Raw genomic sequence first — 26,414 nt, 5'->3', positions numbered from 1 at the left:
GGGCCGCCGTGTGCGGCCCTTGTCACTCAGGTGACCGCCGCACCGGGCGGCGGCGGTGAGGATGGCGGGCAGGACGAGCCCCGGCACCCAGACCGAGGCCAGGCCATCGAGGAGAGAAGAGATGGAAAACGTGGAGCTGCAGACGCCGGACGGTGCCCGCATCGCGGCACGCCTGTTCCGGCCCGACTCGCAGGTTGCCACTGCGCGCGCCGCGGTGCTCATCGGTCCGGCCATGGGGGTGCGCCAGGAGTTCTACCGCCCCTTCGCCCGCTGGCTGGCGGAGCAGGGTTACCTGGTCGCGACCTTCGACTACCGCGGCATGGGCGACTCCCGGCCGCGCGAGCTGGCCCGCAGCCTCAAGGGCTTCGAGGCCGACTTGTTCGACTGGGCCTGCGACTACGACACCGCGATCGAGGCCTTGCGCGCGGCCGCGCCGGGACTGCCACTCTATCTGCTGGGGCACAGCCTGGGGGCGCAGTTGCCGGGGCTGCTGCGCAACCGGGGCCGGGTCGACGGCCTGGTCTCGGTGGCTGCAGGCAGCGGCTACTGGCGCGACAACGCACCCCGCACGCGCCGCACGGTGCTGTATTTCTGGCACGTCCTGGTGCCCCTGGCGACCCGCCTGTACGGCTACTTTCCGGGTCGGCGGCTGCGCAAGGTCGGCGACCTGCCGCGCGGCGTGATCCTGCAGTGGCGGCGCTGGTGCCTGCATCCGGGCTACCACGTCGGCGCCGAGGGCCACCATGTGCAGCAGGCCTTTGCCGAGGCGCGTTTCCCGGTGGTGGCGTTCTCGATGAGCGACGACGAGCTGATGACCGAGCGCGGCACCCATGCGCTGGTCGACTGCTACCGCAATGCGCCGCGCCGCATCGAGCGCATCACGCCACAGGACGCCAACGTCGGGCGCATCGGCCATTTCGGCTTTTTCCGCGAGCAGTTCGAGGCGACACTGTGGCGACGTGCCAGTGAGCTGTTTCACGGCTTCCAGAGTTTCAACCAGGAGATGACATGAGCATCAAGACCGCTGTCGTGAACGGCGTGCAGACGATAGAAATCGCGCGTCCCGAAAAGAAAAACGCGCTGACGGCCGCGATGTACCAGACGATGGCGGATGCGCTCAAGGCCGCCCAGGCCGACACGACGGTGCGCGCGGTGCTGATCACCGGACAGCCGGGCATCTTCACCTCGGGCAACGACCTGGAGGACTTCATGCAGCGCCCGCCGCAGGGCGGCGACTCGCCGGTGTTCCAGTTCATGCAGCAGCTCACCGCGGTCGAGAAGCCGGTGGTGGCGGCCGTGACCGGGGCCGCGATCGGCATCGGCACCACCCTGCTGGCCCATTGCGACCTGGTCTACGCGGCCGACGACGCGCGCTTCGCGATGCCCTTCACCAGCCTGGGCCTGGTGGCCGAGTTCGCGTCCAGCTTCACGATCCCGCTCTACGCCGGCCACGTGAAGGCGGCCGAGAAGCTGCTGCTGGGCGATCCCTTCGGCGCCGAGGAGGCCCAGGAGATGCGCCTGGTCAACGCCATTCTGCCGGCTGGCGAGGTGGTCCACCACGCGCGCCGCATGGCCGAGCGCTTCAACCAGCTGCCGCCGGCCGCCGTGCGCGAGACCAAAAAGCTGATGCGCCGGGCCCATGCCAAGCTGGTGCAGGAGACCATCGCCGTCGAGGGCGAGATCTTCGGCCAGCGCCTGCGCAGCCCCGAAGCGCGCGAGGCTTTCCAGGCCTTCTTCGAGAAGCGCAAGCCCGACTTCTCGAAGTTCGAATAAAAGGACGCTGGAAGCGGCCGCGCGACCATGTGGGGACTGACCAAGTTCACCCTCTCGCCCTTGCTGGTGGCGCAGGGCCTGCGCGTGCGCAAGCAGGCGCGGGTGCTGCCCGAGGCCGACGGTCCGCGCGAAGGGCTGGCCGCGCCCGCCGGTACCGCGGAGGCTGCCGGTGAGCCCTTGCGCCTGCTGGTGCTGGGCGACTCCTCGGCGGCCGGCGTCGGTGTCACCACCCAGGACGAAGCGCTGGCCGGCCCGCTGGCCCGCGAGCTGGCGCTGCGCCTGTTGCGGCCGGTCGCGTGGCAGCTGCTCGCGCGCACCGGCCTGACCACGCAGGACGCGCTGCCGCTGCTGCGCCAGCTGCCACCGCGGCCCTGCGACGCGGTGCTGGTCGTGCTGGGCATGAACGACGTCTTGAGCCAGGTGCCGCCGGCACGCGCGGTGCGCGAGCGCGACGCGCTCTGGCTGGCGCTTTGCCAGCAGTGCCGGCCCCGTCTGGTATTGTGGTCGGCGACACCGCCGCTGGAGCATTTCCAACTGCTGCCCTGGCCGCTGAGGAGCGTGCTGGGGCGCGACGCGCAGCAGCTCAACCGGGCGCAGGCGACCTGGGCGCCCTCCCGGCAGGTGGTGCACGTCGAGCTGCCTGCGGAGATCGCAGAGGGGCAGCTGGCCGCCTCGGAACTCGCGGAGGACGGTTTCCATCCCGGAGCCGGCCTGTATGCGCGGTGGGCCCGCCATCTGGGCCACGTGATGGCGCAGCGACTGCCGGCCCCTCAGCGGGCCGCGGCCGATCCCTTCTTGAGCACCGCCTCCTTCGTGCGGCGGCCCTGAGGACTCAGATCACCACACGCACCGCCATCTCGCCGGTCTTGCGCGTCACCTCGATGCCGACGTTGTTGTCGTAGCGCTGCAGCAGCAGGTCCACGCTGCTGCCGCCGATCGAGAGCTGGCGGATTTTCATCCAGTCCACGAAGGCCGGCAGGCGCGGCGACTTCAACACCACCTCGGCCGGCTCGGCGCGGAAGTCCAGCCCCAGGCAGGCCTGCACCATGCCGAACACCGCGGCCGCCGCCCAGGCCTGCGGCGAGCAGGCTACCGGGTAGAGGGTCGGCCCTTCCGACGGCCTGCGGGGGAAGCCGCAGAACAGCTCCGGCAGCCGGTGCTGACCGAAAAACAGGCTGGCGTCGAACAGCCCGGTCAGCACCCGCAAGGCTTCCTGCGTATAGCCGTAGCGCGCCATGCCGGCGGCGATCAGGGCGTTGTCGTGCGGCCAAATCGAGCCGTTGTGGTAGGACATCGGGTTGTAGCGGGCCTGCCCGCCGGCCACCGTGCGCACCCCCCAGCCGGAGTAGAAGTCGGGATGCAGCAGGCGCTGCGCCATGCGACGGGCGTGTTCGGGCGCGGCGATGCCGGTCCACAAGGCATGGCCGGCGTTGGAGGTCGCGACGCGGCAGGGCTGCTTGTGCCCGTCGAGCGCGATCGCGTAGGCGCCGATGTCCTCGCACCAGAAGCTGGCCTGGAACTTCTGCTTCAGCGCCTCGGCCTCTTTGCGCAGCCGTACCGCGTGGTCCGGCTCGCCGAGATGCACCGCCATCTCGGCCGCCAGCACCTTGGCCTCGTAGACATAGGCCTGCACCTCGCACAGCGCGATCGGCGGCTCGGCCATGCGGCCGTCGGCGTGGAAGACCGAGTCGTTGGAGTCCTTCCAGCCCTGCTGCACCAGCCCGTCCTTGCTGCGGCAGGCGTACTCGACAAAACCGTCGCCGTCACGGTCGCCGTAGCGGTCTATCCACTCCAGCGCCGCCAGGATGTTGGGCCAGATGCCGCGCAGGAACTCGTGGTCGCCGGTGCGGCGGTGGTAGGCGCCGGCCAGCGCGACGAACAGGGGTGTCGCGTCGACCGTGCCGTAATACTGACCGAAGGGGATCTCGCGCGTGTTGGCCATCTCGCATTTGCGGGCCTCGTGCAGGATCTTGCCCGGCTCGGCGTCGCGCTCGGGCTCCTCGGAGGTGGCCTGGGTGCGGGCCAGGAAGCTCAACACCCCACGGGCCAGCGAGGGATCGACCCAGAGGTATTCGCGCGCCGTCAGGATGCCGTCGCGGCCGAAGGTGGTCGAGTACCAGGGTGTGCCGGCATAGGGATAGGGGCCGCTGGGCAGCGCCGAGGTGAGCATCGCGAGGTCCGACACCGAGCGGTTGAGCCACAGGTTGACCAGCGGGTTGGAGGTTTCGACGTGACAGGACAGGCCGAGAACCGCACGGCGCGCGCTGTCGTTCTGGCGGAAGGCCTCGTCGTAGTGGAGCAGCGCGGGCGCCTGGGGGGCTGGCTCGGCGACCCCGGCCGGCTCCTGTTCGCAGCTGGCGGTGCAGTAGAGGTGAAGCTCTTCCTTGGGATCGACTTCCAGGACGAAATCGGCCTGGCCGGGGGCGAGCGAGGAGGGGGCCGGCTCGAACACCACCCGGGTGCGCCGCACGATGTCGTCGAGCCCGCGATAGACCAGCTGGGCCTCGCTACCGTTGCAGGCCCAGGGCTGCAGCTCGCCGCGCCGGGCCCGCTCCATGCCGCGCACCTCGAAGAGGTCGGCGAAGTCGGCGTCGAACAGCAGTGACAGGCGCAGCCGCGCGCTCTCGTCGCCGTGGTTGGTGACGCGGATGTGCTCGTAGCAGGCGTCCTTCCAGAGCAGCTTGGCGCGGAACAGGTGCAGCGTGCCCTTGGGCACCGCGTTCTCCTGCAGGTCCGGGTTCATCAACTCGACGATCAGCAGGCTGTTGTCTTCCTTGACCGCCGAGCCGAGGAACATGGGCCGCACGCCGTCGATCAGCAGCTCCAGGTGGGACAGGTAGCGCGTGTCCTCGTGGTAGAGCCCCTGCTCGCCGTCGCCGTGGCCGTGGATGTCGCCGAAGCGGTCGAGCAGCAGGAAGGCCTCGTTGTGTTTGAGCACGTGGGGGTTGTCTTCGCTCCGCGCGGCGTGCGCGCTGACGTACCACTTGTCGCCGATGCGGATCTTGTCGGTCACGCTGATCTCCTGACAATCGGGTTGCCGCGCCCCGGCTTCGGCCTGGTCGGCAGCCGGGGGCGGGAGGCGGGCTAGGGCCTGTCTACAGGCCCTAGGTGGCTATTTCAGCAGCCCTGTTGCCCGTACGCCGGCTCGCCCGCGTTTGCAGCAGGGTCTGGTAGACCTTGAGGTAGTTGCCGGCCATCGTCGCCGAGGTGAAGCGGCGTTCGAAGATCTCCCGGCAGCGTCGCCGGTCGATGTTCCCGATGCGGCGGGCCGCCTCGATGGCGTCGCGCTGGTTGTCGACGATGTAGCCGCTCACGCCGTCCTCGAGCACCTCCCGGACCGAGCCGCAGGGGTAGGCGATCACCGGCGTGCCGCAGGCCAGCGCCTCGATCATCACCAGCCCGAAGGGCTCGGGCCAGTCGATCGGAAACAGCAGCGCCCGGGCCTTGCCGATGAAGTCGTTTTTGCGGGCTTCCTCGATCTCGCCGGCGAAGTCCATCAGCGGGTGCGCGAGCAGAGGGCGGATGTGGCGTTCGAAGTAGTCCTGGTCGGCCTGGTCGACCTTGGCGGCCACGCGCAGCCGGGTGTTGCAGGCCATCGCGATCTCCACCGCGCGGTCGAGCCGTTTCTCGGGTGAGACGCGACCTACGAAGGCGAAGTAGTCCTCGGGCTGGTCCTGGAAGGTGTACAAGTCGCGCGGCAGCCCGTGGTGGACCGTGGCGCACCAGTTGGCCTCGGGCAGCGGGGCCCGCTGGGCGTCGGAGATGGAGATCACCGGGTGCTCGCGGAAGTGGCGGTGCAGCGCCTGCACGTCGGGCAGGTCGAGGCGGCCGTGCAGGGTGCTCAGGCAGGGGGTGCGGCAGCGGCGTGCCAGCGGGTAGTGCTGGTAGTCCATGTGGAAGTGGATGACGTCGAAGGTCGAGGCGCGCGACGCCACCTCGTCGAGCATCATCGTGTGCCAGGGCAGCGGCTCCGGGCGGCGCGGGTGCAGGCGCAGACTGCGTTCGACCACCGGCACCAGGTCGGCGCTCGTCACGGAATCGCCACTGGCGAACAGGGTCACCTCATGCCCTTGCGCCACCAGCGCCTCGGTCAGGTAGGAGACGACACGTTCTGTGCCTCCGTAACCATGGGGCGGAACGCTCTCGATCAGCGGGGCCACCTGCGCGATCTTCATGGGGATCCTCCGTGATGCGACCCTGAAGAGGGAGCAAACGGCATTCCCTGGAACATGCCCGTGCGGCCAGTGTGGATGCCCGTACCCCGTGCCCGGGGTCCCGGTCAGGGGGAGGCCGGCGCGGCCTTGCCGGCCTGGACCGGCAGCGGCCGGGGCCGGCCCTCACGGTCGATCGCGACATAGGTCAGGCTGGCCTCCGTGACCTTGACCACCTGCGGATCGGCCGGGTTGCGCTCGGCGTAGACCTCGACATGCACGGTCACGGAGGTGCGGCCGACCCGCTCGACACGGGCATAGAAAGACAGCAGATCGCCCATGGACACCGGCTGCTTGAAGACGAACTGGTTGACCGAGACGGTCGCGATGCGGCCCTTGGCGAGGCGCACCGGCAGCACCGAGCCGGCGAGGTCGACCTGCGCCATGATCCAGCCGCCGAAGATATCGCCATTGGCATTGGCGTCCGCGGGCATCGGCATGACCCTCAGCACGAGTTGCATGTCAGCAGGCAAACTGGCGGGCTGGTTCACGCAGGGAACCGGGCAGGTGTTGGAATCGGCCATCGTTTCCTCACTCCATAAATCGTACAGACATAAACTGAATTGTTTCACGATGCGCAGATATGCAGCTTTGCCGGCCGAGGCCGCGCCTCCTGACGCTCCCGCCGGCACGCCGCGCTCCGACTGGGCCACCCTGTCGCAGCTGTTTCCCTACCTGTGGCAGTACCGCTGGCGGGTCCTGCTGGCGCTGGGTTTCATGGTCGGCGCCAAGCTCGCCAACGTCGGCGTGCCGCTGCTGCTGAAGCGGCTGGTCGACAGCCTCTCGATCCAGCCGGGCGACCCGCGCGCACTGCTGGTCGTGCCGGTCGGCCTGCTGCTGGCCTACGGCGGTCTGAGGCTGTGCACCTCGCTGTTCACCGAGCTGCGCGAGCTGGTGTTCGCCAAGGCGACCGAGGGGGCGTCGCGCAGCATCTCGCTGCAGGTGTTCCGCCACCTGCACAGCCTGAGCCTGCGCTTCCACCTGGAGCGCCAGACCGGCGGCATGACACGCGACATCGAGCGCGGCACGCGCGGGGTGCATTCGCTGATCTCGTATTCGCTCTACAGCATCATCCCGACATTGATCGAGGTGGTGCTGGTGCTGTCGCTGCTGGGCGTCAAGTTCGATGCCTGGTTCGCCGTCATCACCGGCCTCGCGCTGGTCGCCTACATTGCCTTCACCGTCTTCGTGACCGAGTGGCGCACGCGCTACCGCAAGACCATGAACGAGCTCGACTCGAAGGCCCACACCAAGGCCATCGATTCACTGCTGAACTACGAGACGGTCAAGTACTTCAACAACGAGGACTACGAGACCCGCCGCTACGACGAGAGCCTGGAGAGCCTGCGGCGCGCCAAGCTCAAGTCGCAGTCCACGCTCTCGGTGCTCAACAGCGGGCAGCAGCTCATCATCGCCACCGCGCTGGTCGTGATGCTGTGGCGTGCCACCGAGGCCGTGGTGGCCGGGCGCATGACGCTGGGCGACCTGGTGATGATCAACGCCTTCATGATCCAGCTCTACATCCCGCTGAACTTCCTTGGCGTGATCTACCGCGAGATCAAGCAGGCGCTGACTGACCTGGAGCGCATGTTCAGCCTGCTGGAGCGTGAACGCGAGATCGACGATCGGCCCGGGGCGCCGGCGTTGCAGGTGCACGAAGGCGTGGTGCGCTTCGAGAACGTCAGCTTCGCCTACGACCCCAGCCGGCCCATCCTGCACGACCTGAGCTTCGAGGTGCCGGCAGGCCGCAAGGTCGCGGTGGTGGGTCCCTCGGGGGCCGGCAAGTCCACGCTGGCGCGGCTGCTGTTCCGCTTCTACGATGTCAGCGGTGGCCGCATCACGATCGACGGCCGGGACATCCGTGAGGTGACCCAGGCCAGCCTGCGCCAGGCCATCGGCATCGTGCCGCAGGACACGGTGCTCTTCAACGACACCATCGAGTACAACATCGCGTACGGCCGCCCGGGAGCGACGCGCGAAGAGGTCGAGGAGGCGGCCCGCGCCGCGCACATCCACGCCTTCATCGCGTCGACGCCGCTGGGCTACGACACCATGGTGGGGGAGCGGGGACTGAAACTCTCGGGAGGCGAGAAGCAGCGCGTGGCGATCGCACGCACCCTTTTGAAGAACCCGCCGGTGCTGATCTTCGACGAGGCCACCTCGGCACTGGACTCGGCCAACGAGCGCGCGATCCAGGCCGAACTCGCGTCGGCCGCCCGCAACAAGACGGCCCTGGTGATCGCGCACCGCCTGTCCACCGTGGTGGACGCGCATGAGATTCTGGTGCTCGAAGCCGGCCGCATCATCGAGCGTGGCACCCATGCCCAGCTGCTCGCCGCCGGCGGCCGCTATGCCCGCATGTGGGCACTGCAGCAAAGCGGCGGCGACTGAGCCGCGCCGCCGGCCCGCTGACGGGCGGCGCTCAGGGCTGCTCGGGCGGCGTGCCGCTGCCGGCCCCGCCTGTGTCTTCGGCCGGGTTCTGGGCGTCGGACGGGGCGTCGGACGGGGTGTCGGAGCGCTCGGACTTGCGCTTGAGCTTCTCTTCCTTCTTGCGCTTCTTGGCCAGTTCTCGCTGGCGCTTCTCGTAGGAGTAGTTCGGGGTGGCCAATCGTTTCCTTTCGGTCCCGCGACGGGCGCGAGCAGGTGTTGAACAACGCCCATCCTACTCGCCTCGCGTCGCTCTGTGCCAGACTGCCGGCCATGGCTCTCAAATCCACGATATTCAAAGTCGACCTCCAGATCGCCGACATGGACCGCTCCTACTATGCGGACCACGCCCTCACGATCGCCCGCCACCCCTCCGAAAACGACGAGCGCATGATGGCGCGCGTGCTGGCTTTCGCGCTGTTCGCCGACGCGCAGCTGGCCTTTGCCAACGGCATGACGACCAATGACGAGGCGGACCTCTGGCGGCGCGACCTCACCGGCGACATCGAGCTCTGGATCGACGTCGGCCAGCCGGACGAAAAACTGCTGCGCAAGGCCAGCCACCGCTCCCGCGAGGTGGTACTGCTGAGTTTCGGCCGCACCGCCGAGACCTGGTGGTCACAGAACCGCAGGGAGCTGGAGAAGCTCGCCAACCTGCAGGTGCTCTACCTCAAGCCGGAGTTCAGCCAGGCGCTGGCCGGCCTGGTCGAGCGCACGATGCGGCTGCAGTGCACGGTGCAGGACGGGCAGGTCTGGCTCGGTCACGAGAAGCAGACCGTGCAGCTGGAGCTGCAGGTCTGGAAGCGGGCGGAGTCGTCGGCGCGCTAGGGAAAACTGGCGGCGCCATCAGGCGCGCTGTGACCGCACCTGTCCGGCCCTCACGTGCCGCAGCAGGCGCCAGCCGAGCAGCACGCCGAGCACCGCCGCGTAGACCGCCACTTCGGCCTGGTCGTTCTTGCCGGAGCGCATCCAGAAGAAGTGCAGCAGCGCGAGTGGCGCCACCGCGTACACCGCCCGGTGCAGCAGCTGCCAGCGGCGTGCTCCCAGCGCCTTGATGGCGCGGTTGAAGGAGGTGGCCGCGAGCGGCAGCATCAGCAGCAGCGCGCTGAAGCCGACCAGGATGAAGGGCCGCTTGGCAATGTCGCGGGCGATGTCCTCGACGTAGAAGCCCATGTCGAACCAGGCGTAGGCGAGCAGGTGCAGCACGCCGTAGGCGAAGGTGGTGAGCCCGAGCAGCCGGCGCAACCGCGCCAGCGCCTGCCAGCCGGTCCACTGCCGCAACGGCGTCACCGCCAGGGTCAGGCACAGGCAACGCAGCGTCCAGTCGCCCAGCGAGCGGATCAGCGCCTCGGCCGGGTTGGCGCCCAGCGTGTCGGCGTAGGCGCCGTAGAACAGGCGGGCCAGCGGCAGCAGGCACAGCAGCAGGATCGCCGGCTTGGCGGCCGGATGGAGCAGGGCACGGGCAACGCGGCTCGGTCCCGATCGCGCCGGCGGCCGGGGGCGCTCGGCAGAGGCTTGCATGAAGGGCCTCAGTAGAACTTCTTCAGGTCCATGCCGGCGTAGAGCGGTCCCACCTGGGCCTCGTAGCCGTTGAACATCGCGGTGGGGCGCTTGCGCTGGAACAGGCCGTCCTCGCCGATGCGGCGCTCGCTGGCCTGGCTCCAGCGCGGGTGGTCGACCTTGGGGTTCACGTTCGAATAGAAGCCGTATTCCTGCGGCGCCGAGACGTTCCAGGCGGTGGCCGGCTGCTTCTCGACCAGGCGGATCTTGACCAGCGACTTGGCCGACTTGAAGCCGTACTTCCAGGGCACCACGAGGCGCACCGGGGCGCCGTTCTGGTTGGGCAGCACCTCGCCGTAGAGGCCGAAGGCCAGCAGGGTCAGCGGGTGCATGGCCTCGTCGATGCGCAGCCCCTCGACATAGGGCCACAGCAGCACGCGGCTGTTGACGCCCGGCATCTGGGCCTTGTCCGCCAGGGTGTGGAACTCGACGAACTTGGCGCGCGAGGTGGGCTCGGCGCGTCGGATCAGCTCGGCCAGCGACCAGCCCTGCCAGGGGATCACCATGGACCAGCCCTCGACGCAGCGCAGCCGGTAGATGCGCTCCTCCATCGGCGCGAGCTTGAGCAACTCCTCGATGCCCCAGACACGCGGCTTGCCGACCTCGCCCTCGACCGAGACGGTCCAGGGCCGCGTCTTCAAGCTGCCGGCCAGGCGCGAGGGGTCGTCCTTGCCGGTGCCGAACTCGTAGAAGTTGTTGTAGGTGGTGATGTCGTCGTAGGCAGTCGGCTTTTCCATCGTCACCGCGCCGGCCACGCCGCTGCGGGTGGACGGCAGGGCGGCGAGGCGGTTCGGCCGGGCCGGAGCCGGCTGCGCGTGCGCCGAGCGCTGGGCCCATCCGGCGAGCGCGGCGCCGGCGCCGCCGGCGGCCAGCAGGCGCAGCAGTTCGCGGCGCTGCTCATAGACCGCGCGCGGCGTGATCTCGCTGGCGGCGGGGATGTCGAAGCCCGGATCTCGTTGGACGTGCATGCTCGGCTTTCCGTTCAGAAGTGCAGGTTCGACGGAGCGCGACCGGGTTTGGTTCCTCCCCAGTTCTTGGGGGATGGCGGGCCTCAGCGCCCCAGGTCGTCGTGGAAATCGGTGTCGATGACGTCGAGGCCGGCAGTCGCGGTGCTGCTCCCCGCGCCGAGCGGCGGCAGCTGGGTCACGGCGTCGAGCGCGGCCGGGTCGAACAGCTTCAGCGAGTTGCGGTTGCGGCTGTCGCGGAAGCTCTTGCGCGAGAACAGCTTCTGCTGCGCCTCGGGCGGCAGGTCGGTGATGCGGATGACGTTGCGCGCGATCAGCAGGTCGATCACGTCTTCCAGCACCCGGACGAAGTCGGCGTCCAGGGCCTGGAAGCGCTCACCCTCCGGGTGGGCCGGCTGCGGCTTGCGGCCGACGAAGGCTTCCACGTCGGGATGGTCATCGGGCAGGAATTCCTGCGTCTGCGGTGTCGGCTCCAGGTGCAGGCTGACAACAACACCGTGCAGGTTGCGGGCGACAAAAGGCATGACAGGCGGCGCGGGCGGTGGATCGACCCACTATACGCCGCCAGCCGCGCCTTGGCTTACAGCTCACCGTAGGAGTGCAGGCCCGAGAGGAACATGTTCACGCCCAGGAAGGCAAAGGTCGTGACCGCCAGGCCCACCAGGGCCCACCAGGCCGCCACGGTACCGCGCAGGCCCTTCATCAGCCGCATGTGCAGCCAGGCGGCGTAGTTGAGCCAGACGATCAGCGCCCAGGTCTCCTTGGGGTCCCAGCTCCAGTAGCCGCCCCAGGCCTCGGCGGCCCAGAGGGCGCCCAGGATCGTGGCGATGGTGAAGAAGGCGAAACCGACCGCGATGGACTTGTACATCACGTCGTCGAGCAGCTCCAGCGCCGGCAGGCGGGCGGCGATGCGGCGACGGCCCATCAGGATGCCGGCGACGATCAGAGCGGCGATGCCGAAGTAGACCATCCAGTAGATGCCGCTGCCCTCGGCGCTGCGGCGGAACACCACCGGCTCGAAGCACAGCACCACGCCCAGCGCCCACAGCGGCGCGAGCTTGTACCAGCGGGTCTCGCCCGCCTGCTGCTTGACGAGGTAGGCGAAGGCCACCATCGCGGCCAGCGCGAAGGTCCCGTAGCCGATGAAGTTGGCCGGCACGTGCAGCTTCATCCACCAGCTCTGCAGCGCCGGCAGCAGCGGCTGGATCTCCTGGGCGCCGCGCTCGAACACGTACCACACGAGAAAGCCGACCGCCGCGCTCACCACCAGCATCACGAAGGCGCCCAGCGCGCGGGTCTTGTACTGGTCCTCGTAGTAGAGGTAGAAGGTGGTGGTCAGCCAGCAGAACAGCACGAAGACCTCGTACAGGTTGCTGACCGGGATGTGGCCGATGTCGGGGCCGATCTGGTGACTCTCGAACCAGCGCACCAGCGTGCCCACCAGGGCCATGGTGACGGCCGCCCAGGCCAGGCGCGAGCCCAGGCGCTCCGCGGTGTTGTCGGGGCTGCGACCGAGATAGCCCAGCCAGTAGAACAGCGTGCTCATGAAAAACAGCACGCTCATCCACAGGATCGCGCTCTGGCTGGAGAGGAAATATTTGAGCAGGAACACCTGCTCGGCCTGCGCCAGGTCGGCGCCGAAGGCGTCCGCGGTGCGGCTGTAGAGGCCGATGGCCAGCAGCGCCACGCCCGAGCTGCCCAGCATCAGGGCCCGCAGCGGGCGCCAGGACCAGCCCAGCCAGATCGCGAAGGGCACGACGCCGATGAGGATGCCCTTCTCGTAGCCGTCCATCGCGCCGGCATAACGCTGGAAGGCGAAGCCGGCGCCCAGCACGATCAGCGCCGCGAACAGCCAGTCGAACCAGCTGCGGCGCGAGAGATAGCCGGGTTCGTCGAGGTTCAGGGTGGTGGTGTTCATCGTGCCTCCGGTGGCGGGGGGGCGGGCAGCAGGGCTGCCTTCAGGGAGTCGAATTCGCGGTCGGTGTCGAGCGACTTGCGGGTGGACGACAGGGCAGCGGTGAGTCGGGTGCCGGCTTGCTCCGGTTGGAGCCAGATCCACAGTCGGCGTTCCCTGACGTAGAGCATCGCGAACACGCCGATCACCAGCAGCAGACAGCCCAGGTAGACCAGCTTCTTGCCCGGCGCGCGGGCCAGCTGGAAGACACTGGCCTGCACGTGCTGGAAGTCCTTCAGCTCCAGCAGCACGGGCGCCGGGTAGAAGGCGGCGTCCGACAGTGCCAGCACCGACATCGTCATGAAAGCCTGGGTCTTGTCGTCGGCCTGCATCGCGGGCAGCCCCGCTTGTTCGCGGGCGAGCTGGGCCAACTCGAACAGCGCGCCGTTGAGGATGCGGATCAGCACTTCGGAGGTGCGGGCCCGATCGGCCTCCGGCACGTTGGCTTCCATGAAGTCGGCAATCGCCTGCAGGCCCCCGGTGCGGGGCGCACCCGGCTTGCCCGGCTCGACACCGGCGAACAGGTTGAGGCCGCGCTGCGCCGACAGCGTCAGCTGGCGGGCCAGCTCCGGCTTGTCGGGCGAGACCGCCTGGGCGACATAGCGGCCCACCGCCTGGTCTCGCAGCGCCCGGTCCTGCAGTGCGGCACGCAGCTGCATCCAGGTGTCCAGGCTGTCCTTGTCGTCGGCGGGGATCCTCAGGTAGCGGAAGGCCTCGGCCGGGGTGTCGCGCACGCCGGCCAGGAAGACGCGCTGCCCGTCGAGCTCGACCGGCAGCATGTAGTTGTGGAATTCGCGTGCCTGGCCGCTCGCGTCACGCAGCTTGTAGCTGACCGACGGGCCGATGTTGCGCAGGGTCTTGTCGCCGGGGGGCTTGGCGCCCGAGCCGAGGTGCTTCTCCAGGCGCTGCGTCAGGTCGACTTTGCGCACGTCGGTGGTGCCCGGCGCACCCTGGGGGGCGCCGAGATTCTCGACGTTGATCACGCGCAGAGCGGTGAACTCCAGCCCGAGCTTCTCCTGCGTGTCACTGCGCAGCGTGGTCGAGCCGCCGACCTGGCCGCTGATCTCGAAGCGCTTGCCCGCGCCGTTCAGGGGATAGGCGGTCAGCTTGAGATGCGAGCCGCCGTCTTCGAAGCCCGACTGGTAAATCGCCACGCCGCGGTGAAAGGCCGGGTGGTTCACCTTGACCGTGTGGGGGATGGCCTCGCCGGTCTCCAGGTCGTGGATCACGATCTCGCTGGCAAACAGCTTGGGCATGCCGGTGTCGTAATAGTCGACGATGAACTTCTTCAGCTCGATCTCGAAGGGCAGAGGCTGCAGCAGCACGCCGTCGGACTGGCTCAGGGTCGCCGTGCCCGCCCGCCCACCCTCGGGCACCAGCATGTTGCCGCGGAAGGTCGGGTTGGAGGGGCTCAGGCGGTGGCGCTCGGGCACCTGGCTGATGAAGCCGCTGCCGCTGTAGGGCGTCTTGCCGGTGGCCCACATCTGCAGCCGCACGATCAGGTCGCCGTCGAACAGCCCGCCCAGGCAGATCAGCACGATGGCGCCGTGCGCCGCCAGGTAGCCCAGGCGGTTGGCGCCGCCCTTCTTGGCGGCCACCATCACGCCGTGCTCGCGCACCTGAGCACGCGCTTTCCAGTGGTTGCGCTGCAGCAGCGCGGTCAGGCGGGCCAGCGCCTGGTCCGGCGTTTCGGCCAGGACGCCGCTGACATGGTGGTGGTGGGCCAGCAGGCTCTGCTCGCGCACGTGTTCCTTGTAGACCTTCAGGTCGTGCAGGATCTTGGGCGTGTTGCGCGCGATGCACAGGCTGGTGGAAATCACGAGGAAGGCCAGGATCACCAGGAACCACCAGGCGCTGTAGATGGAGTACATCCGCACCGCGCCGAACACTTCGGCCCAGAAGGGGCCGAACTGGTTCACATAGTTGACCAAGGGCTCGTGCTGCTTGACCACCGTGCCGATCACCGAGGCGATGCAGATTACCGTCAGCAGCGAGATGGCGAAGCGCATCGAGGAAACCAGTTCGACCGCTTCGCGCAGCGGCCGGGACCCGGATCGGACTTCAAGACCGGTGGTGGTGACAGACATGGTGTGGATTATCGAGCGGCTGCGCTTCGGGTGCCGGCAAGTTGGGCAAAGCCGCAGGTGGCCGGCTGGCCATGCAAAAACAAAAAGGCGGGCATCCCTCCCGGGACCCGCCTAGTACGTGCGTCACAGCGTCGGCCGGCATGCCGGCGGTGGGGCCTGTGGAGGGGCCCCGGGCGCGTCAGCGCAGGCCGGCGATGTAGTCGGACACCGCCTGGATCTCGCGGTCCGACATCTTGGCGGCGATTGCCGTCATCTGCGCGTTGTTGACCCGGCCGCCGGCGCGGAAGGCGTTCAGCTGGGCCAGGGTGTAGTCGCCGTGCTGGCCGCCCAGGCGCGGGTACTGGGAGGGCATGCCGCCGCCGCCGGGGCCGTGGCAGGCCGCGCAAGCCGGCACCTGCTTGTCGGCGATGCCGCCGCGGTAGATCTTCTCGCCCAGCTCGACCAGCTCCTTGTTTTTCGCGAAGCCCGGCTTGGCCTGCTTCTGTGAATAGAAGGCGGCAACGTTTTTCATGTCGGCCTCGCTCAGTGCGGAAGCGAAACCCTGCATGACCGGGTTCTTGCGCTTGCCGGCCTTGAACTCCGTCAGCTGCTTGACCAGGTACTCGGGGTGCTGGCCTTGCAGGATGGGGTTGGCCGGGCTGCCCCGGGACCCGTCCACGGCGTGACAAGCGGCGCAGACCTGGGTGGCGATGGCTTCGCCCTTGGCGAGGTCAGGCTTGGCAGGGGCCGCGGCGTCGGCCGCCACGGCAGGAGCCACTGCGAGGGCAGCGAGCAGCAGGGAAACGATCGATTTCATGACGTGGGAGGGATTTGTGGGCCGAGTGCAAAACCGCGGGATTTTACAATGCGCTCCACGATGTCAGACTCCCCACGCTCCGGCGCGCCCGCTTCCGCGCCCATTTCCTCCCCGTCCTCCGCTACGGCGGCGCCGGATCCCGGCACCCGTGCCGCGCTGGGCTGGGCGCACACGGCGCGCTTCCTGACCACCGCCAGCCGGCTCGACCAGCTGCCGGCGCACGAGCTGCCCGAGATCGCCTTCGTCGGCCGCTCCAACGCCGGCAAGTCCACCGCGATCAACACGCTGACCCAGCAGCGCCAGCTGGCCTTCGCCTCCAAGACGCCGGGCCGCACCCAGCACATCAACCTCTTCGAGCTGGGCCCCAAGGCCGCGGCCGACGCGGTGTTCGCCGACCTGCCGGGCTACGGCTACGCCGCGGTCGAGCGTTCGGCCAAGCTGCGCTGGCAGGAAGTGATGGCCAACTACCTCGAGGTGCGCCGCAGCCTGAGCGGCGTGGTGCTGCTGTGCGATCCGCGCCACGGCATCAAGGACCTCGACCACCAGCTGCTGCAGTTTGTCGCCCCGCGCGTGGGCACCGGCCAGGTCAAGCTGCTGCTGGTGTTGACCAAGGCCGACAAGCTCAACCGCAAGGAACAGGCGCAGGCCCTGCGCGACGCGCAGGAGGTGCTGGGCGAGTTCGTCACCGACGAGAGCGACGTCGGCATCACGCTGTTCTCGGCGCTGAACAAAAGCGGCCTCGGCGATCTGGCGACCACGCTGTACGGCTGGGCCCATCCGGCGACGTCGGGGGGCTCCGAGACCGCGGCCGTGCCGGGTCCCGAGCCTGCCGACACCCCGCCCGGCGCGTCGCCTGCGTGACTCGGCGCCCGCCGAAGCGGGCCCATACTCGGCGCCACTGTCCGACAGGAGCGCGCCGATGACCTCCGTGATGCCTTCCGCCTCGATCGAGACCTTCGCCGTCGAACTGCCACACGGCATCCGGCTGTCCTGCCGGGCCTGCGGCCCGCGCGGAGCGCCACTGCTGGTGTTCCTGCACGGTTTTCCCGAGGCCGCCTTCGTCTGGGACGAAGTGATGCTGGCGCTGGCCGGGCCCTGGCGCTGCGTCGCGCCGAACCTGCGCGGCTATGAGGTCTCGTCGGCGCCGTCGGACGTCGCCTCCTACCGGGCCAAGCACCTGGTGCAGGATGTGGCGGCGCTGATCGGGGCGCTGGGCGGGCCGGCCGCGGGCCTCGCCGCGCACGACTGGGGCGGCGCGGTGGCCTGGAACCTCGCGGTGCAGCAGCCGCAGCTGATCGGGCGCCTGGCCATCCTCAACTCGCCGCACCCGGGCACCTTCCTGCGCGAGCTGCAGAACAATCCGGCGCAGCAGCAGGCCAGCGCCTACATGAATTTTCTCTGCCAGCCGGACGCCGAGGCGCTGCTTGCCGAGGACGACTATGCGCGGCTGTGGCCCTTCTTCGATCACCTGGGCGACGGTGCGCCCTGGCTGACGCCGGCGCTCAAGGACCAGTACCGCGCCGTCTGGCGCGCCGGGCTGACCGGGTCGCTGAACTATTACCGCGCCTCGCCGCTGCGCCCGGCCACCGGCGCGGACAGCGCGGTGAACAGGCTGTCCTTCCCGCCCGAGCAGATCACGGTGCGCCTGCCCACGCTGGTGTTGTGGGGCGAAGCCGACACCGCGCTGCTGCCTTCGCTGGTGGAGGGACTGGAGGCCTGGGTGCCGCAGCTGGACCTGAAGCGTGTGCCCGGTGCCAGCCACTGGATCCTGCACGAGCAGCCGACGCTGGTGGCCGACGCGCTGCGCGGGCACTTCGGCGCGCGCTGAGGCGCCGCGCCCGCAGTGCTTCAGGCGAACTGCAGGATCTCGCGCGCCACCGCCTCCAGCGGCACGCTGCGCTCGACCGCGCCGCGACGCACCGCTTCCTTGGGCATGCCATAGACGACGCAGCTGCGCTCGTCCTGCGCCAGGGTGCGCGCGCCCGCCTGGCGCATTTCGAGCAGGCCGGCGGCGCCATCGTCGCCCATGCCGGTCATGATCACACCCAGCGCGTTCGCACCCGCGGCCTTGGCGGCCGAGCGGAACAGCACGTCCACCGAGGGCCGGTGGCGGTTCACCGGCGGGCCGTCGATGACGTCGACCAGGTACTGCGCGCCGCTGCGCCGCAGCACCAGGTGGCGGCCGCCGGGCGCGATCAGCGCCCGGCCGGGCAGCACCCGGTCGTTGGGCTCGGCCTCCTTCACCGTGATCTCGCACAGCGTGTCGAGCCGCGCCGCGAAGGCGGCCGTGAATTTCTCGGGCATGTGCTGCACGATGACCAGGCCGGGGCTGACCCGCGGCAGCGCCGTCAGCACCTCCTCCAGCGCCTGGGTACCGCCGGTCGACGTGCCGATCGCGACGAAACGTTCGGTGGTCTGCGCCATCGGACGGCTCGCGGCGGCGGCCGGCAGCACCGCGTCGGCGCTCAGCTTGGCCGGGCTCGCGCCCTCGCGGGCGACAAGCCGCCGGACGTTGGCGCGTGCCGCGGCGCGTACCGTGGCGATGAGCTGGTCGCCGGCCTCGTTGAGGAACTGCTTGAGCCCCAGCCGGGGCTTGGTCACGATGGCGACCGCGCCCGCCGCCAGCGCGTCCAGGGTCGTCTTGGCGCCTTTCTCGGTGAGGGTGGAGCAGATCACCACCGGCGTCGGCCGCTCCTCCATGATGCGGCGCAGGAAGCTGATGCCGTCCATGCGCGGCATCTCGACGTCCAGCACGATCACGTCGGGCCAGCCGAGCTTCAAGCGTTCGATGGCGAGCACCGGATCAGCCACCGCGCAGCTGACCTCGACGTCCGGCGCGGCGTTGAGCAGGCCGCTCAGCACCTGGCGCACCACCGCCGAATCGTCGACCACCATCACCTGGATGCGCTTCATGGCTTCCTGTAGATGGAGGGGGCGACCTGCTCCACCGCGTCGACCAGGCCCGAGAGGCTCTCGGAGTGGCCGATGCAGAGATAGCCGCCCGGCCGCAGGGTGGACAGCACCCGCGTCGCCACCTCGCGTTTGGTGTCGCCGTTGAAATAGATCATCACGTTGCGCAGGAAGACCACATCGAAGCTGCCCAGCTGCGGCAAGGCCTGGTTGAGGTTGACCTGCAGGAACTGCACCCGGCTGCGCGTCTCGCGCGAGACGAGCAGGCTGCCCTCCTGGGGGCCGAATCCCTTCAGACAGTAGCGCTTGAGATAGGCCGGCGGGATGTGGCGGGCGCGCTCCATCGGGTAGTGGCCGGTGCGGGCGCGCTGCAGCACGCGCGTGCTGATGTCCGAGCCCGTCACCTCCCAGGGGCGGTTGCCGAGACAGTCGGACAGCACCATCGCGATGCTGTAGGCCTCTTCGCCGCTGGAGCTGGCGGCGCTCCAGACGCGCAGCGCGCGCCCCTGGGCGGCGGCGTCGGTCGCCGCCTTGCGCAGCAGCTCGAAGTGCTTGGCCTCGCGGAAGAAATAGGTCTCGTTGGTGGTGAGCAGGTCGATCGCGGTCTGCACCTCCTCACCGGCCTGCCCGCTGGCCAGCAGCTGGAAGTAGTCGCCAAAGCTGTCCAGCTGGCGCGCCTGCAGGCGCTTCGCCAGCCGTCCCGAGACCAGCGCCTTTTTCGAGGCCGACATCGTGATGCCGGCCTCTTCGTAGATGAAACGCTGGAAGCGGCTGAACTCCTGGTCGCTCAGGGCCTGCATGGCGGACCTCCCGTTAGAAGCTCGCGAAATGCGTTTCGTCGACGCCGCCGGCCGCCACCGAGGAGGCGGGACGCGCCGGGCGGGCCGCCGCCGGCGCCGGCTTGCGCACCGGCATGGCGGGCTTGGGGCGCGCCGTGGCCGGCGCGTTGCGCATCGCCCCGCTGTCCAGCTTGAAGAAGGCCATGGTCTGCTGCAGTTGCTCGGCCTGACTGCTCATCTCCTCGGCGGTGGCGGCGAGCTCCTCGGAGCTGGAGGCGTTCTGCTGGGTGGTCTGGCTGAGCTGGCTGACCGCGGCATTGATCTGACCGACGCCGGAGGACTGCTCCTCGCTGGCGGCGGTGATCTCCTGCACCAGGTCGGAGGTCTTCTTGATGTTGGGCACGATCTGGTCCAGCAGCGTGCCGGCCTTCTCGGCCAGCTCCACGCTCTCGCTGGCGACGGTGCCGATCTCCTGGGCGGCGACCTGGCTGCGTTCGGCCAGCTTGCGCACCTCGGCGGCCACCACCGCGAAGCCCTTGCCGTGCTCGCCGGCGCGGGCGGCCTCGATGGCGGCGTTGAGGGCCAGCAGGTTGGTCTGGTAGGCGATGTCGTCGATGATGCCGATCTTCTGGGCGATCTGCTTCATCGCGCTGACGGTGGCCTTGACGGCCTCGCCGCCTTCGGTGGCTTCACCGGCGGCCTTGGTGGCCATGCCGTCGGTGACGCGGGCGTTCTCGGTGTTCTGAGAGATCGAGGCGGTCATCTGCTCGATGGAGGCGCTGGTCTGCTCGACGCCGGCGGCCTGTTCGCTGGCGGCCTGCGAGAGCGACTGCGCGGTGGCGCTGACCTCCTCGGAAGCACCGGCCAGCGCCTCGGCCCCGCTGTTCACCTCGCTCACCACCTGGGCGAGCTTGTGCACCGTGTCGTTGACGTACTGCTTCATCTCGCCGAAGGCGCCTTCGTAGTTGCGCTCGATGGTCTGGGTCAGGTCGCCGCCGGACATCGCGCCCATCACGCGCACCACGTCGGCGATGCTGCCGCCGGTGGTGCCGACCAGATCGTTGAGGCCCTGGCCCATGTCGCGCTGGAAGCCTTGCAGTCCGTCGAGGTTCACGCGGGCGCTGAAGTCGCCGCGATTGGCCGCCGCGACCACCTGGCGCTGGCCCTCGATGACCTGGCGCAGGCGCTGCACCATCTGGCGCAGCGCGAACAGCAGGCTGCGGTCGTCGCCGGCACGCAGGGTCACTTCGACGTCCAGGTCGCCGTCGGCGACGCGGCGCAGCAGCGCGGCCGCATGGTCGGGCTCGCCGCCGATCTGTCGCACCACGATCCGGGTCACCGCGATGCCCAGGCCGATGGCCAGCAGCACCGAGCCGACGATGACGGACAGCAGGATCTGGCGGGCCTGGGCCACGTCGGCGGTGGCGGCGTCGTTGGTGGCCTTGGCCTGGCGGCTCAGCTCATCGGTCAATTGGAGCAGCACGCCTTCGGCATCGCCGGCGACCTTGCGCGCCGGACCGTTGACGAGCACCGCGGCTTCGTCGAACTTGCCCGCCCGCACCAGGCGGTCCACATCATCGTGGAGCTGGTGGTAGTTCGGAAGTTGGGCGTCGAGCTCCTTGAGCAGAGCCTGCTCCTTCTCGCTCAACACCGTGGCCCGGTAGCGTTTCATCGCTGCATCGAAGCTGTCCCGGTAGCTCTGTGCGCGCTTCAGCGTCGATTCCAATTCCTCGGGCTTGCGCAGCATCGGCAGGCGCACGTAGGAGCGAGAGTTGGCGGACAGGCGGGCGCTCGCCTCGGCGGCGTCCTGCAGCGGCAGCACGTTGTTGGCATAGGTGCCGGCCATCATGCCGCTCATGTCCTGCAGGCGGAACAGCGCGAACACGCCGACCGCAGCGGTCAGCGCCGAGCAGGCGAGGAAGGTGAGCAGCAGCTTGTGGGCCAGCTTGCGCCGGGTGAACCAGGTCATGGCGGGAGTCCTAAAACGACAGGGTCAGGCGGGCTCTGCGACGTCGGCAGGGAGCCGGCCCAGGGTTTCGAGTTCGTCGAGCGAGAGCACGCGATTGACGTCGAGCAGGATCACGAAACGGCCGTGCACCTTGCCCATGCCCTGCATGAAATCGCTGCGAATGCGGGTGCCGAAAGCCGGCGCCGGCTCGATGTCGGAGGCGGCGATATCGAGCACTTCGTTGACGGCGTCGACGACCACACCGATCACCTGGCGCTCGCCGTCCGTGGCCTCGACCTCGACGATGACGATGCAGGTGCGCTTGGTCACCGGCGAGGGCTTGCGGCCGAAGCGGGCCTGCAGGTCCATCACCGGGACGACAGCGCCGCGCAGGTTGATCACCCCGCGCACGCACTCGGGCATCATCGGCACGGTTGTCAGGCTGTCGTACTCGATGATTTCCTTGATCGCGAGGATGCCGATGGCATAGGCCTCGCCGGCGAGCATGAAGGTGAGGTACTGGGTCGGCTCGGTGGTCGCCGCAGCGTGGCGGTCGGGCTGCTTCATGGGGTGCTCCTGGGGGTCCTGTTCAGAATCGGCCGAAATGCGACTCGTCGGGGCCGTCGCCGGCCAGGGCCAGCGCCGGGGCCGCGTGCCCTGCGGTGCGGGCGACGATGCCGCTCTTGCGCGCCGCGGCGGGGGCGGCGCGACGTGTCGCCGTAGCGGCCTGACCGGCAGCGCCCGCGAGCTTGAAGAAGGCCATGGTCTGCTGCAGTTGCTCGGCCTGACTGCTCATCTCCTCGGCGGTGGCGGCGAGCTCCTCGGAGCTGGAGGCGTTCTGCTGGGTGGTCTGGCTGAGCTGGCTGACCGCGGCATTGATCTGACCGACGCCGGAGGACTGCTCCTCGCTGGCGGCCGTGATCTCCTGCACCAGGTCGGAGGTCTTCTTGATGTTGGGCACGATCTGGTCCAGCAGCGTGCCGGCCTTCTCGGCCAGCTCCACGCTCTCGCTGGCGACGGTGCCGATCTCCTGGGCGGCGACCTGGCTGCGTTCGGCCAGCTTGCGCACCTCGGCGGCCACCACCGCGAAGCCCTTGCCATGCTCGCCGGCGCGGGCGGCCTCGATGGCGGCGTTGAGGGCCAGCAGGTTGGTCTGGTAGGCGATGTCGTCGATGATGCCGATCTTCTGGGCGATCTGCTTCATCGCGCTGACGGTGGCCTTGACGGCCTCGCCGCCTTCGGTGGCCTCGCCGGCGGCCTTGGTGGCCATGCCGTCGGTGACGCGGGCGTTCTCGGTGTTCTGAGAGATCGAGGCGGTCATCTGCTCGATGGAGGCGCTGGTCTGCTCGACGCCGGCGGCCTGTTCGCTGGCGGCCTGCGAGAGCGACTGCGCGGTGGCGCTGACCTCCTCGGAAGCACCGGCCAGCGCCTCGGCGCCGCCATTGACATCGCTCACCACCTGCGACAGCTTGGCGACCATGTTCTGCATGGCCTGCAGCAACTGCCCGGTCTCGTCCTTCGTGGTGGCCTCCACCCGCACCGTGAGGTCGCCGTCAGCGAGCCGGTTGGCGACCTCGACCGCCTGGTGCAGCGGCCGGGTCACGCCGCGGCTGATCAGCAGGCCCAACGTGATGCCGAGCAGCAAGCCCAGGCCGATCGCGCCCAGCATGGCAGCGCGGCTGCTTTCGTACATGCGGGTGGTTTCGTCGGAGGCCTGCTTGGCATTGGCTTCCTTCGATTCGCTCAGCGCCGTCATCAGGGTGTCGAGCCGGCCGTTGGCCTCGGCCAGCCGGCCGAGCAGCGTGCTCAGGGCCGCGTCGCGCTCCTGCAGCTTGCTGGCCGCCACCAGGGCCTTGGTCTCGCCCAGCAGGCGCTCGTACTCGTCGGTGGTGTTCGCGAGCGCAGCGAAGTTGCGCTTCGCGTCCTCGCTCTGGAACAGCGGCTTGGCCTTCTCCAGGTAGTCCTTCATCGTCGCGCTGCTCTTCTCCATGACGGCGAGCTGCCGCTCACGCTGCTCCTGGGTGGACGCGAGCATGTACTCGGCCCGTGCCCGTGCGACATAGATGAGGTTGATGTTGGCCTCCTTGACATACGACAGGCCCAGCAGCTCGGTGTCGTAGAGGCGGTCGGCCATCTCGTTGAGCTTGCCGGAGTTGGAGATGCCGATGAAACCGACCCCGGCACTGATGGCGGTGACCAGCAGGAAGCCGGCGATCAGCCGTGTACCGATGCGGAAGTTGCCGAACATGGTTCGTCCTTTGAAAAAAGAGGGATAGAGGTCAGGCAGTCACGGCCGCGCTGCGCGCGCCGAGGGCGGCCGCCTGGGCCTGCTGGAGGAGTCCGGGAACGTCCAGGATGAGCGCGACCTCGCCGGTGCCGAGGATGCTGGAGCCGCCGATGCCCGGCACGCGGCCGAACATCTTGTTCAGCGGCTTGATGACGGTCTGCACCTCGCCGAGCAGCGCGTCGACCACGAGGCCGGCCTTCTGGCCGGCGTGCGTGACGACCACCAGGTTGTCGCGTGTGCCGCGCGCGCCCTGCACGCCGAACAGCTCGCGCAACCGCACCACTGGCAGCACCTGGCCGCGCAGGTCGGTGTAATCGTGCGAGGACTGGTTGGCAAAGGCCACGCACTCCTCGACCATCTCCAGCGGCACCACGAAGACCGAGCGGCCCACGCGCACCTGGAAGCCGTCGATGATGGCCAGGGTCAGCGGCAGCCGCACCGTCACGGTGGTGCCATGGCCTTCGGTGCTGCGGATCTGCACGCTGCCGCGCAGCGCCGCGATGTTGCGCTTGACCACGTCCATGCCGACGCCGCGGCCCGACAGGTTGGTGATCTGCGCGGCGGTCGAGAAGCCCGGCTCGAAGATGAGGTTGAAGATCTCGGCGTCGGACAGGTGCTTGCCGGGCTCGACCAGGCCGCGCTCCAGCCCCTTGGCGAGGATGCGGTCGCGGTTGAGCCCGCCGCCGTCGTCGCTCACCTCGATGACCACGCTGCCCGAGTCGTGGTAGGCGTTCAGGCCCACCGTGCCGCGCGCCGGCTTGCCGCGTGCAAGGCGCTGCTCGGCCGGCTCGATGCCGTGGTCGATGGCATTGCGCACCAGGTGGGTGAGCGGGTCGGCGATGCGCTCAACCACCGTCTTGTCGAGCTCGGTGTCCTCACCGTCGACGACCAGGCCGATGTCCTTGCCGATCTCGCGCGAGACGTCGTGCACGACACGCTGGAAGCGGCTGAAGGTGGTGCCGATCTTGACCATGCGCAGCTGCAGTGCGGTATCGCGCACCTGCTCGACCAGCGCCGCCAGGGCCTCGTGGCTTTCCAGCAGCTCGGGCACGCGCACCTTGCGGGCGACCAGGTGGGCGCCGGCCGAGGCGGTGACCAGTTCGCCGACCAGGTCGATCAGGCGGTCGAGCTTGTCGGCGTCGACGCGCACCGAGGCGCGTTCGCCGGTTCGCGCCTCGCGGGTCGGTCGGGCGGTCGGCGCCGCGGCGCTCGCCGGGGCCTCGAGAGACGCCGCCGGGTCAGGGGCAGGAGGCAGCGACGCAATCTGCGAAGCAGGCGAGGGCGTCGGCGTGGCCGGGTTGTCGGACACAGCCTGCACGTGGAGTTCACAGTCGTCTCGGACGAACTCGAAGACAGCTTCGATGGCTTCCTGCGAGGCTTCGCTGTCGAGTTCGATCTCGAAGGCCAGGTGGCAGGCCTCGGGGTCGAGCGTCTGCAGGCCGGGCAGGCGGTCGGCGAGCAGGCGCACGCGGACCAGCGTGCCCAGCGTGCCCAGGTAGCGGATGAAGGCCAGCGGGTCCATGCCGTTGCGCAGCACCTCGGTGCCGAAGCGCACCGACAGCTGCCAGCGCCGGCCGGCCGGCGCCGGGACCGCGTCCGGCAGGGCCGACTGGCCCGGCGTCGCGTCGGCACCCGGCAGGTAGATCGCGAGCCGTTGCAGCAGCGGCTCGCCCTGGGCTGCCACGCCGGCGTCCGGGTCGCCGCGCTGGATCTCGGCGGCGTCGATCAAGGTCCGCATGTGGTCGCCGCAGGCGAGCATCAGCGCCACCATGGGGTCATCGACCGTGTAGCGGCCGGCACGCACCTCGTCGAGCACGCTCTCGACGACATGGGTGAAGGCGACGATGCGGTCGAGCCCGAACAGGCCCGCCGACCCTTTGATGGTGTGCGCGGCCCGGAAGATCGCGTTGATCGCTTCGCTGCGCGCCTCGCCCTCGGTGGCCTGGATGCCGAGCAGCGCGCTCTCCATCTCAGCCAGCAGTTCGCGGCTTTCCGCGATGAAGGCATGCAGGACCTGGTCGAGGTTCATGCGGCTTGCTCCTGGGGGGAGTGGGGCGTCGTGAGGCCGACCTCCTCGCCAAGCGACAGCAGGCCCAGGACCTCGTCGATGGCTGGGCTGGTGGCGCTCAATCGGAGTTCGCCGCCCAGCTCTCGGGCCGAGCGGCGCGCGGCCAGCAGCAGTTGCAGGCCGGCGCTGTCGAATTCAGTGACTTCGGCCAGGTCGAGCGCCAGGGCGCCGGCCGGCGTCAGCGCGGCCAGCAGCAGGGGGCCGAGTTCGGCGGCGCGGTAGATGGTCATCTCGCCTTCGATGCGCAGCACACCGTCCGGGCGCGCCGTGGATGCCGTGCTCATGGCAGCACCAGCTTCTGCACCACCGCGAGCAGCTGCTCGGGCTTGAAGGGCTTGACCACCCAGGCCTTCAGGCCGGCTTCCTGGCCGGCGCGCTTCTTGTCGTCGCCGCTCTCGGTGGTCAGCATCACGACGGGCGTGAACTTGTAGCTGGGCAGCGACTTGACCGCCTTCACGAAGCTCAGGCCGTCCATATTCGGCATGTTGAGGTCGCTGACGATGAGGTGCACCTTCTGGCCCTTGAGCTTGTCCAGCGCGTCGCGGCCGTCGCTGCCTTCGATGACCTCGTAGCCCGCGCCCTTGAGCGCGATGCCCACGACCAGCCTCAGCGAGGCAGAGTCGTCCACGATCATGATGGTCTTTGCCAT

The 26,414-nt window shown here is 69.2% G+C and carries 25 protein-coding genes; 7 read left to right on the top strand and 18 right to left on the bottom strand.

Features of this window, described 5'->3' with window-relative positions:
• Positions 1–121: 121 nt before the first annotated feature.
• From OOT46_RS04460 to OOT46_RS04450, 3 genes are read left to right on the top strand one after another with little or no spacing between them, the layout of a single operon-like run.
• The gene (locus tag OOT46_RS04460; protein ID WP_265402387.1) at positions 122–1,012 is read left to right on the top strand and encodes an alpha/beta fold hydrolase; all 891 of its coding nucleotides are present in this window, start codon (positions 122–124) and stop codon (positions 1,010–1,012) included.
• Complete coding sequence (locus tag OOT46_RS04455; protein WP_265402386.1) at positions 1,009–1,773, top strand: enoyl-CoA hydratase; 765 nt, start codon at positions 1,009–1,011, stop codon at positions 1,771–1,773. The genes OOT46_RS04460 and OOT46_RS04455 overlap by 4 nt, the downstream gene beginning before the upstream one ends.
• A gap of 27 nt (positions 1,774–1,800) precedes the next feature.
• Positions 1,801–2,601 carry an SGNH/GDSL hydrolase family protein gene (locus OOT46_RS04450; protein ID WP_265402385.1) on the top strand — a complete coding sequence of 267 codons (801 nt, stop codon included), beginning with the start codon at positions 1,801–1,803 and terminating at the stop codon, positions 2,599–2,601.
• Positions 2,602–2,605: 4 nt separating this feature from the next.
• On the opposite strand, the gene OOT46_RS04445 is transcribed toward OOT46_RS04450, so the two are convergent.
• The 3 genes from OOT46_RS04445 to OOT46_RS04435 form a co-directional block, all read right to left on the bottom strand.
• A complete protein-coding gene (locus OOT46_RS04445) occupies positions 2,606–4,786 on the bottom strand; it encodes an amylo-alpha-1,6-glucosidase (protein ID WP_265402384.1) in 2,181 nt (726 codons plus the stop codon).
• A gap of 91 nt (positions 4,787–4,877) precedes the next feature.
• Positions 4,878–5,948 carry a glycosyltransferase family 4 protein gene (locus tag OOT46_RS04440; protein ID WP_265402383.1) on the bottom strand — a complete coding sequence of 357 codons (1,071 nt, stop codon included), beginning with the start codon at positions 5,946–5,948 and terminating at the stop codon, positions 4,878–4,880.
• A 104-nt stretch (positions 5,949–6,052) separates the two neighbouring features.
• Positions 6,053–6,445 carry an acyl-CoA thioesterase gene (locus OOT46_RS04435; protein ID WP_265402382.1) on the bottom strand — a complete coding sequence of 131 codons (393 nt, stop codon included), beginning with the start codon at positions 6,443–6,445 and terminating at the stop codon, positions 6,053–6,055.
• Positions 6,446–6,557: 112 nt separating this feature from the next.
• On the opposite strand from OOT46_RS04435, the gene OOT46_RS04430 reads away from it, so the two are divergent.
• On the top strand, positions 6,558–8,375 hold the full coding sequence (locus OOT46_RS04430) for an ABCB family ABC transporter ATP-binding protein/permease (protein WP_265402381.1): 1,818 nt from the start codon (positions 6,558–6,560) through the stop codon (positions 8,373–8,375).
• 31 nt (positions 8,376–8,406) lie between these two features.
• Here the strand turns inward: OOT46_RS04430 and OOT46_RS04425 are convergent, their stop codons facing one another.
• Positions 8,407–8,592: a hypothetical protein gene (locus OOT46_RS04425; protein ID WP_265402380.1), complete on the bottom strand. Its 186-nt coding sequence runs from the start codon at positions 8,590–8,592 to the stop codon at positions 8,407–8,409.
• A 92-nt stretch (positions 8,593–8,684) separates the two neighbouring features.
• Between OOT46_RS04425 and OOT46_RS04420 the strand changes: the two genes are divergently transcribed.
• Positions 8,685–9,239 carry a YaeQ family protein gene (locus tag OOT46_RS04420; protein ID WP_265402379.1) on the top strand — a complete coding sequence of 185 codons (555 nt, stop codon included), beginning with the start codon at positions 8,685–8,687 and terminating at the stop codon, positions 9,237–9,239.
• An 18-nt stretch (positions 9,240–9,257) separates the two neighbouring features.
• Here the strand turns inward: OOT46_RS04420 and OOT46_RS04415 are convergent, their stop codons facing one another.
• The 6 genes from OOT46_RS04415 to OOT46_RS04390 all read right to left on the bottom strand — a co-directional run bounded on the left by OOT46_RS04415 (position 9,258) and on the right by OOT46_RS04390 (position 15,773).
• A complete protein-coding gene (locus tag OOT46_RS04415; RefSeq protein WP_265402378.1) occupies positions 9,258–9,932 on the bottom strand; it encodes a sulfite oxidase heme-binding subunit YedZ in 675 nt (224 codons plus the stop codon).
• Between the two features lie 8 nt (positions 9,933–9,940).
• On the bottom strand, positions 9,941–10,939 hold the full coding sequence (msrP, locus tag OOT46_RS04410) for a protein-methionine-sulfoxide reductase catalytic subunit MsrP (RefSeq protein ID WP_265402377.1): 999 nt from the start codon (positions 10,937–10,939) through the stop codon (positions 9,941–9,943).
• Between the two features lie 83 nt (positions 10,940–11,022).
• Positions 11,023–11,460 (bottom strand): hypothetical protein, encoded by a 438-nt coding sequence (locus OOT46_RS04405; RefSeq protein WP_265402376.1) that lies wholly within the window; start codon positions 11,458–11,460, stop codon positions 11,023–11,025.
• A 56-nt stretch (positions 11,461–11,516) separates the two neighbouring features.
• Positions 11,517–12,854, bottom strand: coding sequence for a c-type cytochrome biogenesis protein CcsB (gene ccsB / locus OOT46_RS04400; protein WP_265402375.1), 1,338 nt, complete (start codon positions 12,852–12,854; stop codon positions 11,517–11,519).
• The gene (locus OOT46_RS04395) at positions 12,851–14,977 is read right to left on the bottom strand and encodes a cytochrome c biogenesis protein ResB (protein WP_265402373.1); all 2,127 of its coding nucleotides are present in this window, start codon (positions 14,975–14,977) and stop codon (positions 12,851–12,853) included. The genes ccsB and OOT46_RS04395 overlap by 4 nt, the downstream gene beginning before the upstream one ends.
• A 178-nt stretch (positions 14,978–15,155) precedes the next feature.
• Positions 15,156–15,773, bottom strand: coding sequence for a c-type cytochrome (locus tag OOT46_RS04390; protein ID WP_265402371.1), 618 nt, complete (start codon positions 15,771–15,773; stop codon positions 15,156–15,158).
• Positions 15,774–15,833: 60 nt separating this feature from the next.
• On the opposite strand from OOT46_RS04390, the gene yihA reads away from it, so the two are divergent.
• Both yihA and OOT46_RS04380 read left to right on the top strand, forming a co-directional pair.
• On the top strand, positions 15,834–16,634 hold the full coding sequence (yihA, locus tag OOT46_RS04385; RefSeq protein WP_265402370.1) for a ribosome biogenesis GTP-binding protein YihA/YsxC: 801 nt from the start codon (positions 15,834–15,836) through the stop codon (positions 16,632–16,634).
• 58 nt (positions 16,635–16,692) lie between these two features.
• On the top strand, positions 16,693–17,601 hold the full coding sequence (locus tag OOT46_RS04380; RefSeq protein WP_265402369.1) for an alpha/beta fold hydrolase: 909 nt from the start codon (positions 16,693–16,695) through the stop codon (positions 17,599–17,601).
• Positions 17,602–17,621: 20 nt separating this feature from the next.
• On the opposite strand, the gene OOT46_RS04375 is transcribed toward OOT46_RS04380, so the two are convergent.
• Genes OOT46_RS04375 through OOT46_RS04340 form a run of 8 tightly spaced genes read right to left on the bottom strand, consistent with a single transcriptional unit; the run spans position 17,622 to position 26,414 of the window.
• Positions 17,622–18,686 carry a protein-glutamate methylesterase/protein-glutamine glutaminase gene (locus OOT46_RS04375; protein ID WP_265402368.1) on the bottom strand — a complete coding sequence of 355 codons (1,065 nt, stop codon included), beginning with the start codon at positions 18,684–18,686 and terminating at the stop codon, positions 17,622–17,624.
• Entirely contained in the window at positions 18,683–19,483 is an 801-nt protein-coding gene (locus OOT46_RS04370; protein ID WP_265402367.1) for a CheR family methyltransferase, read from the bottom strand. Before OOT46_RS04370 ends, OOT46_RS04375 begins: the two co-directional genes overlap by 4 nt.
• Before the next feature lie 13 nt (positions 19,484–19,496).
• On the bottom strand, positions 19,497–21,431 hold the full coding sequence (locus OOT46_RS04365; protein ID WP_265402366.1) for a HAMP domain-containing methyl-accepting chemotaxis protein: 1,935 nt from the start codon (positions 21,429–21,431) through the stop codon (positions 19,497–19,499).
• Positions 21,432–21,455: 24 nt separating this feature from the next.
• On the bottom strand, positions 21,456–21,977 hold the full coding sequence (locus OOT46_RS04360; protein WP_265402365.1) for a chemotaxis protein CheW: 522 nt from the start codon (positions 21,975–21,977) through the stop codon (positions 21,456–21,458).
• 22 nt (positions 21,978–21,999) lie between these two features.
• Positions 22,000–23,658, bottom strand: a complete 1,659-nt coding sequence (locus tag OOT46_RS04355) for a methyl-accepting chemotaxis protein (protein WP_265402364.1) — start codon at positions 23,656–23,658, stop codon at positions 22,000–22,002.
• Positions 23,659–23,689: 31 nt separating this feature from the next.
• Positions 23,690–25,726, bottom strand: coding sequence for a chemotaxis protein CheA (locus tag OOT46_RS04350; RefSeq protein WP_265402363.1), 2,037 nt, complete (start codon positions 25,724–25,726; stop codon positions 23,690–23,692).
• A complete protein-coding gene (locus OOT46_RS04345; RefSeq protein WP_265402362.1) occupies positions 25,723–26,049 on the bottom strand; it encodes an STAS domain-containing protein in 327 nt (108 codons plus the stop codon). Before OOT46_RS04345 ends, OOT46_RS04350 begins: the two co-directional genes overlap by 4 nt.
• A complete protein-coding gene (locus OOT46_RS04340; RefSeq protein ID WP_265402361.1) occupies positions 26,046–26,414 on the bottom strand; it encodes a response regulator in 369 nt (122 codons plus the stop codon). Before OOT46_RS04340 ends, OOT46_RS04345 begins: the two co-directional genes overlap by 4 nt.

The organism is Aquabacterium sp. A7-Y, assembly GCF_026153205.1.
Taxonomy (GTDB): Bacteria; Pseudomonadota; Gammaproteobacteria; order Burkholderiales; family Burkholderiaceae_C; genus Caldimonas.
Note: the sequence above shows the minus strand (reverse complement) of the source record. Positions and strands in the feature narration are given on the sequence as shown.

Excerpts from the sequence above, each read along its gene's own strand:
- OOT46_RS04430 (WP_265402381.1), top strand. The coding sequence starts at position 6,558 with ATGCGCAGATATGCAGCTTTGCCGGCCGAGGCCGCGCCTCCTGACGCT.
- OOT46_RS04350 (WP_265402363.1), bottom strand. The coding sequence starts at position 25,726 with ATGAACCTCGACCAGGTCCTGCATGCCTTCATCGCGGAAAGCCGCGAA.
- OOT46_RS04380 (WP_265402369.1), top strand. The coding sequence starts at position 16,693 with ATGACCTCCGTGATGCCTTCCGCCTCGATCGAGACCTTCGCCGTCGAA.
- OOT46_RS04455 (WP_265402386.1), top strand. The coding sequence starts at position 1,009 with ATGAGCATCAAGACCGCTGTCGTGAACGGCGTGCAGACGATAGAAATC.
- OOT46_RS04450 (WP_265402385.1), top strand. The coding sequence starts at position 1,801 with ATGTGGGGACTGACCAAGTTCACCCTCTCGCCCTTGCTGGTGGCGCAG.
- OOT46_RS04365 (WP_265402366.1), bottom strand. The coding sequence starts at position 21,431 with ATGACCTGGTTCACCCGGCGCAAGCTGGCCCACAAGCTGCTGCTCACC.
- OOT46_RS04370 (WP_265402367.1), bottom strand. The coding sequence starts at position 19,483 with ATGCAGGCCCTGAGCGACCAGGAGTTCAGCCGCTTCCAGCGTTTCATC.
- OOT46_RS04405 (WP_265402376.1), bottom strand. The coding sequence starts at position 11,460 with ATGCCTTTTGTCGCCCGCAACCTGCACGGTGTTGTTGTCAGCCTGCAC.
- yihA (WP_265402370.1), top strand. The coding sequence starts at position 15,834 with ATGTCAGACTCCCCACGCTCCGGCGCGCCCGCTTCCGCGCCCATTTCC.
- OOT46_RS04415 (WP_265402378.1), bottom strand. The coding sequence starts at position 9,932 with ATGCAAGCCTCTGCCGAGCGCCCCCGGCCGCCGGCGCGATCGGGACCG.
- OOT46_RS04355 (WP_265402364.1), bottom strand. The coding sequence starts at position 23,658 with ATGTTCGGCAACTTCCGCATCGGTACACGGCTGATCGCCGGCTTCCTG.
- OOT46_RS04395 (WP_265402373.1), bottom strand. The coding sequence starts at position 14,977 with ATGTCTGTCACCACCACCGGTCTTGAAGTCCGATCCGGGTCCCGGCCG.
- OOT46_RS04375 (WP_265402368.1), bottom strand. The coding sequence starts at position 18,686 with ATGAAGCGCATCCAGGTGATGGTGGTCGACGATTCGGCGGTGGTGCGC.
- OOT46_RS04360 (WP_265402365.1), bottom strand. The coding sequence starts at position 21,977 with ATGAAGCAGCCCGACCGCCACGCTGCGGCGACCACCGAGCCGACCCAG.
- OOT46_RS04460 (WP_265402387.1), top strand. The coding sequence starts at position 122 with ATGGAAAACGTGGAGCTGCAGACGCCGGACGGTGCCCGCATCGCGGCA.
- OOT46_RS04345 (WP_265402362.1), bottom strand. The coding sequence starts at position 26,049 with ATGAGCACGGCATCCACGGCGCGCCCGGACGGTGTGCTGCGCATCGAA.
- OOT46_RS04440 (WP_265402383.1), bottom strand. The coding sequence starts at position 5,948 with ATGAAGATCGCGCAGGTGGCCCCGCTGATCGAGAGCGTTCCGCCCCAT.
- OOT46_RS04435 (WP_265402382.1), bottom strand. The coding sequence starts at position 6,445 with ATGCAACTCGTGCTGAGGGTCATGCCGATGCCCGCGGACGCCAATGCC.
- msrP (WP_265402377.1), bottom strand. The coding sequence starts at position 10,939 with ATGCACGTCCAACGAGATCCGGGCTTCGACATCCCCGCCGCCAGCGAG.
- ccsB (WP_265402375.1), bottom strand. The coding sequence starts at position 12,854 with ATGAACACCACCACCCTGAACCTCGACGAACCCGGCTATCTCTCGCGC.
- OOT46_RS04390 (WP_265402371.1), bottom strand. The coding sequence starts at position 15,773 with ATGAAATCGATCGTTTCCCTGCTGCTCGCTGCCCTCGCAGTGGCTCCT.
- OOT46_RS04340 (WP_265402361.1), bottom strand. The coding sequence starts at position 26,414 with ATGGCAAAGACCATCATGATCGTGGACGACTCTGCCTCGCTGAGGCTG.
- OOT46_RS04420 (WP_265402379.1), top strand. The coding sequence starts at position 8,685 with ATGGCTCTCAAATCCACGATATTCAAAGTCGACCTCCAGATCGCCGAC.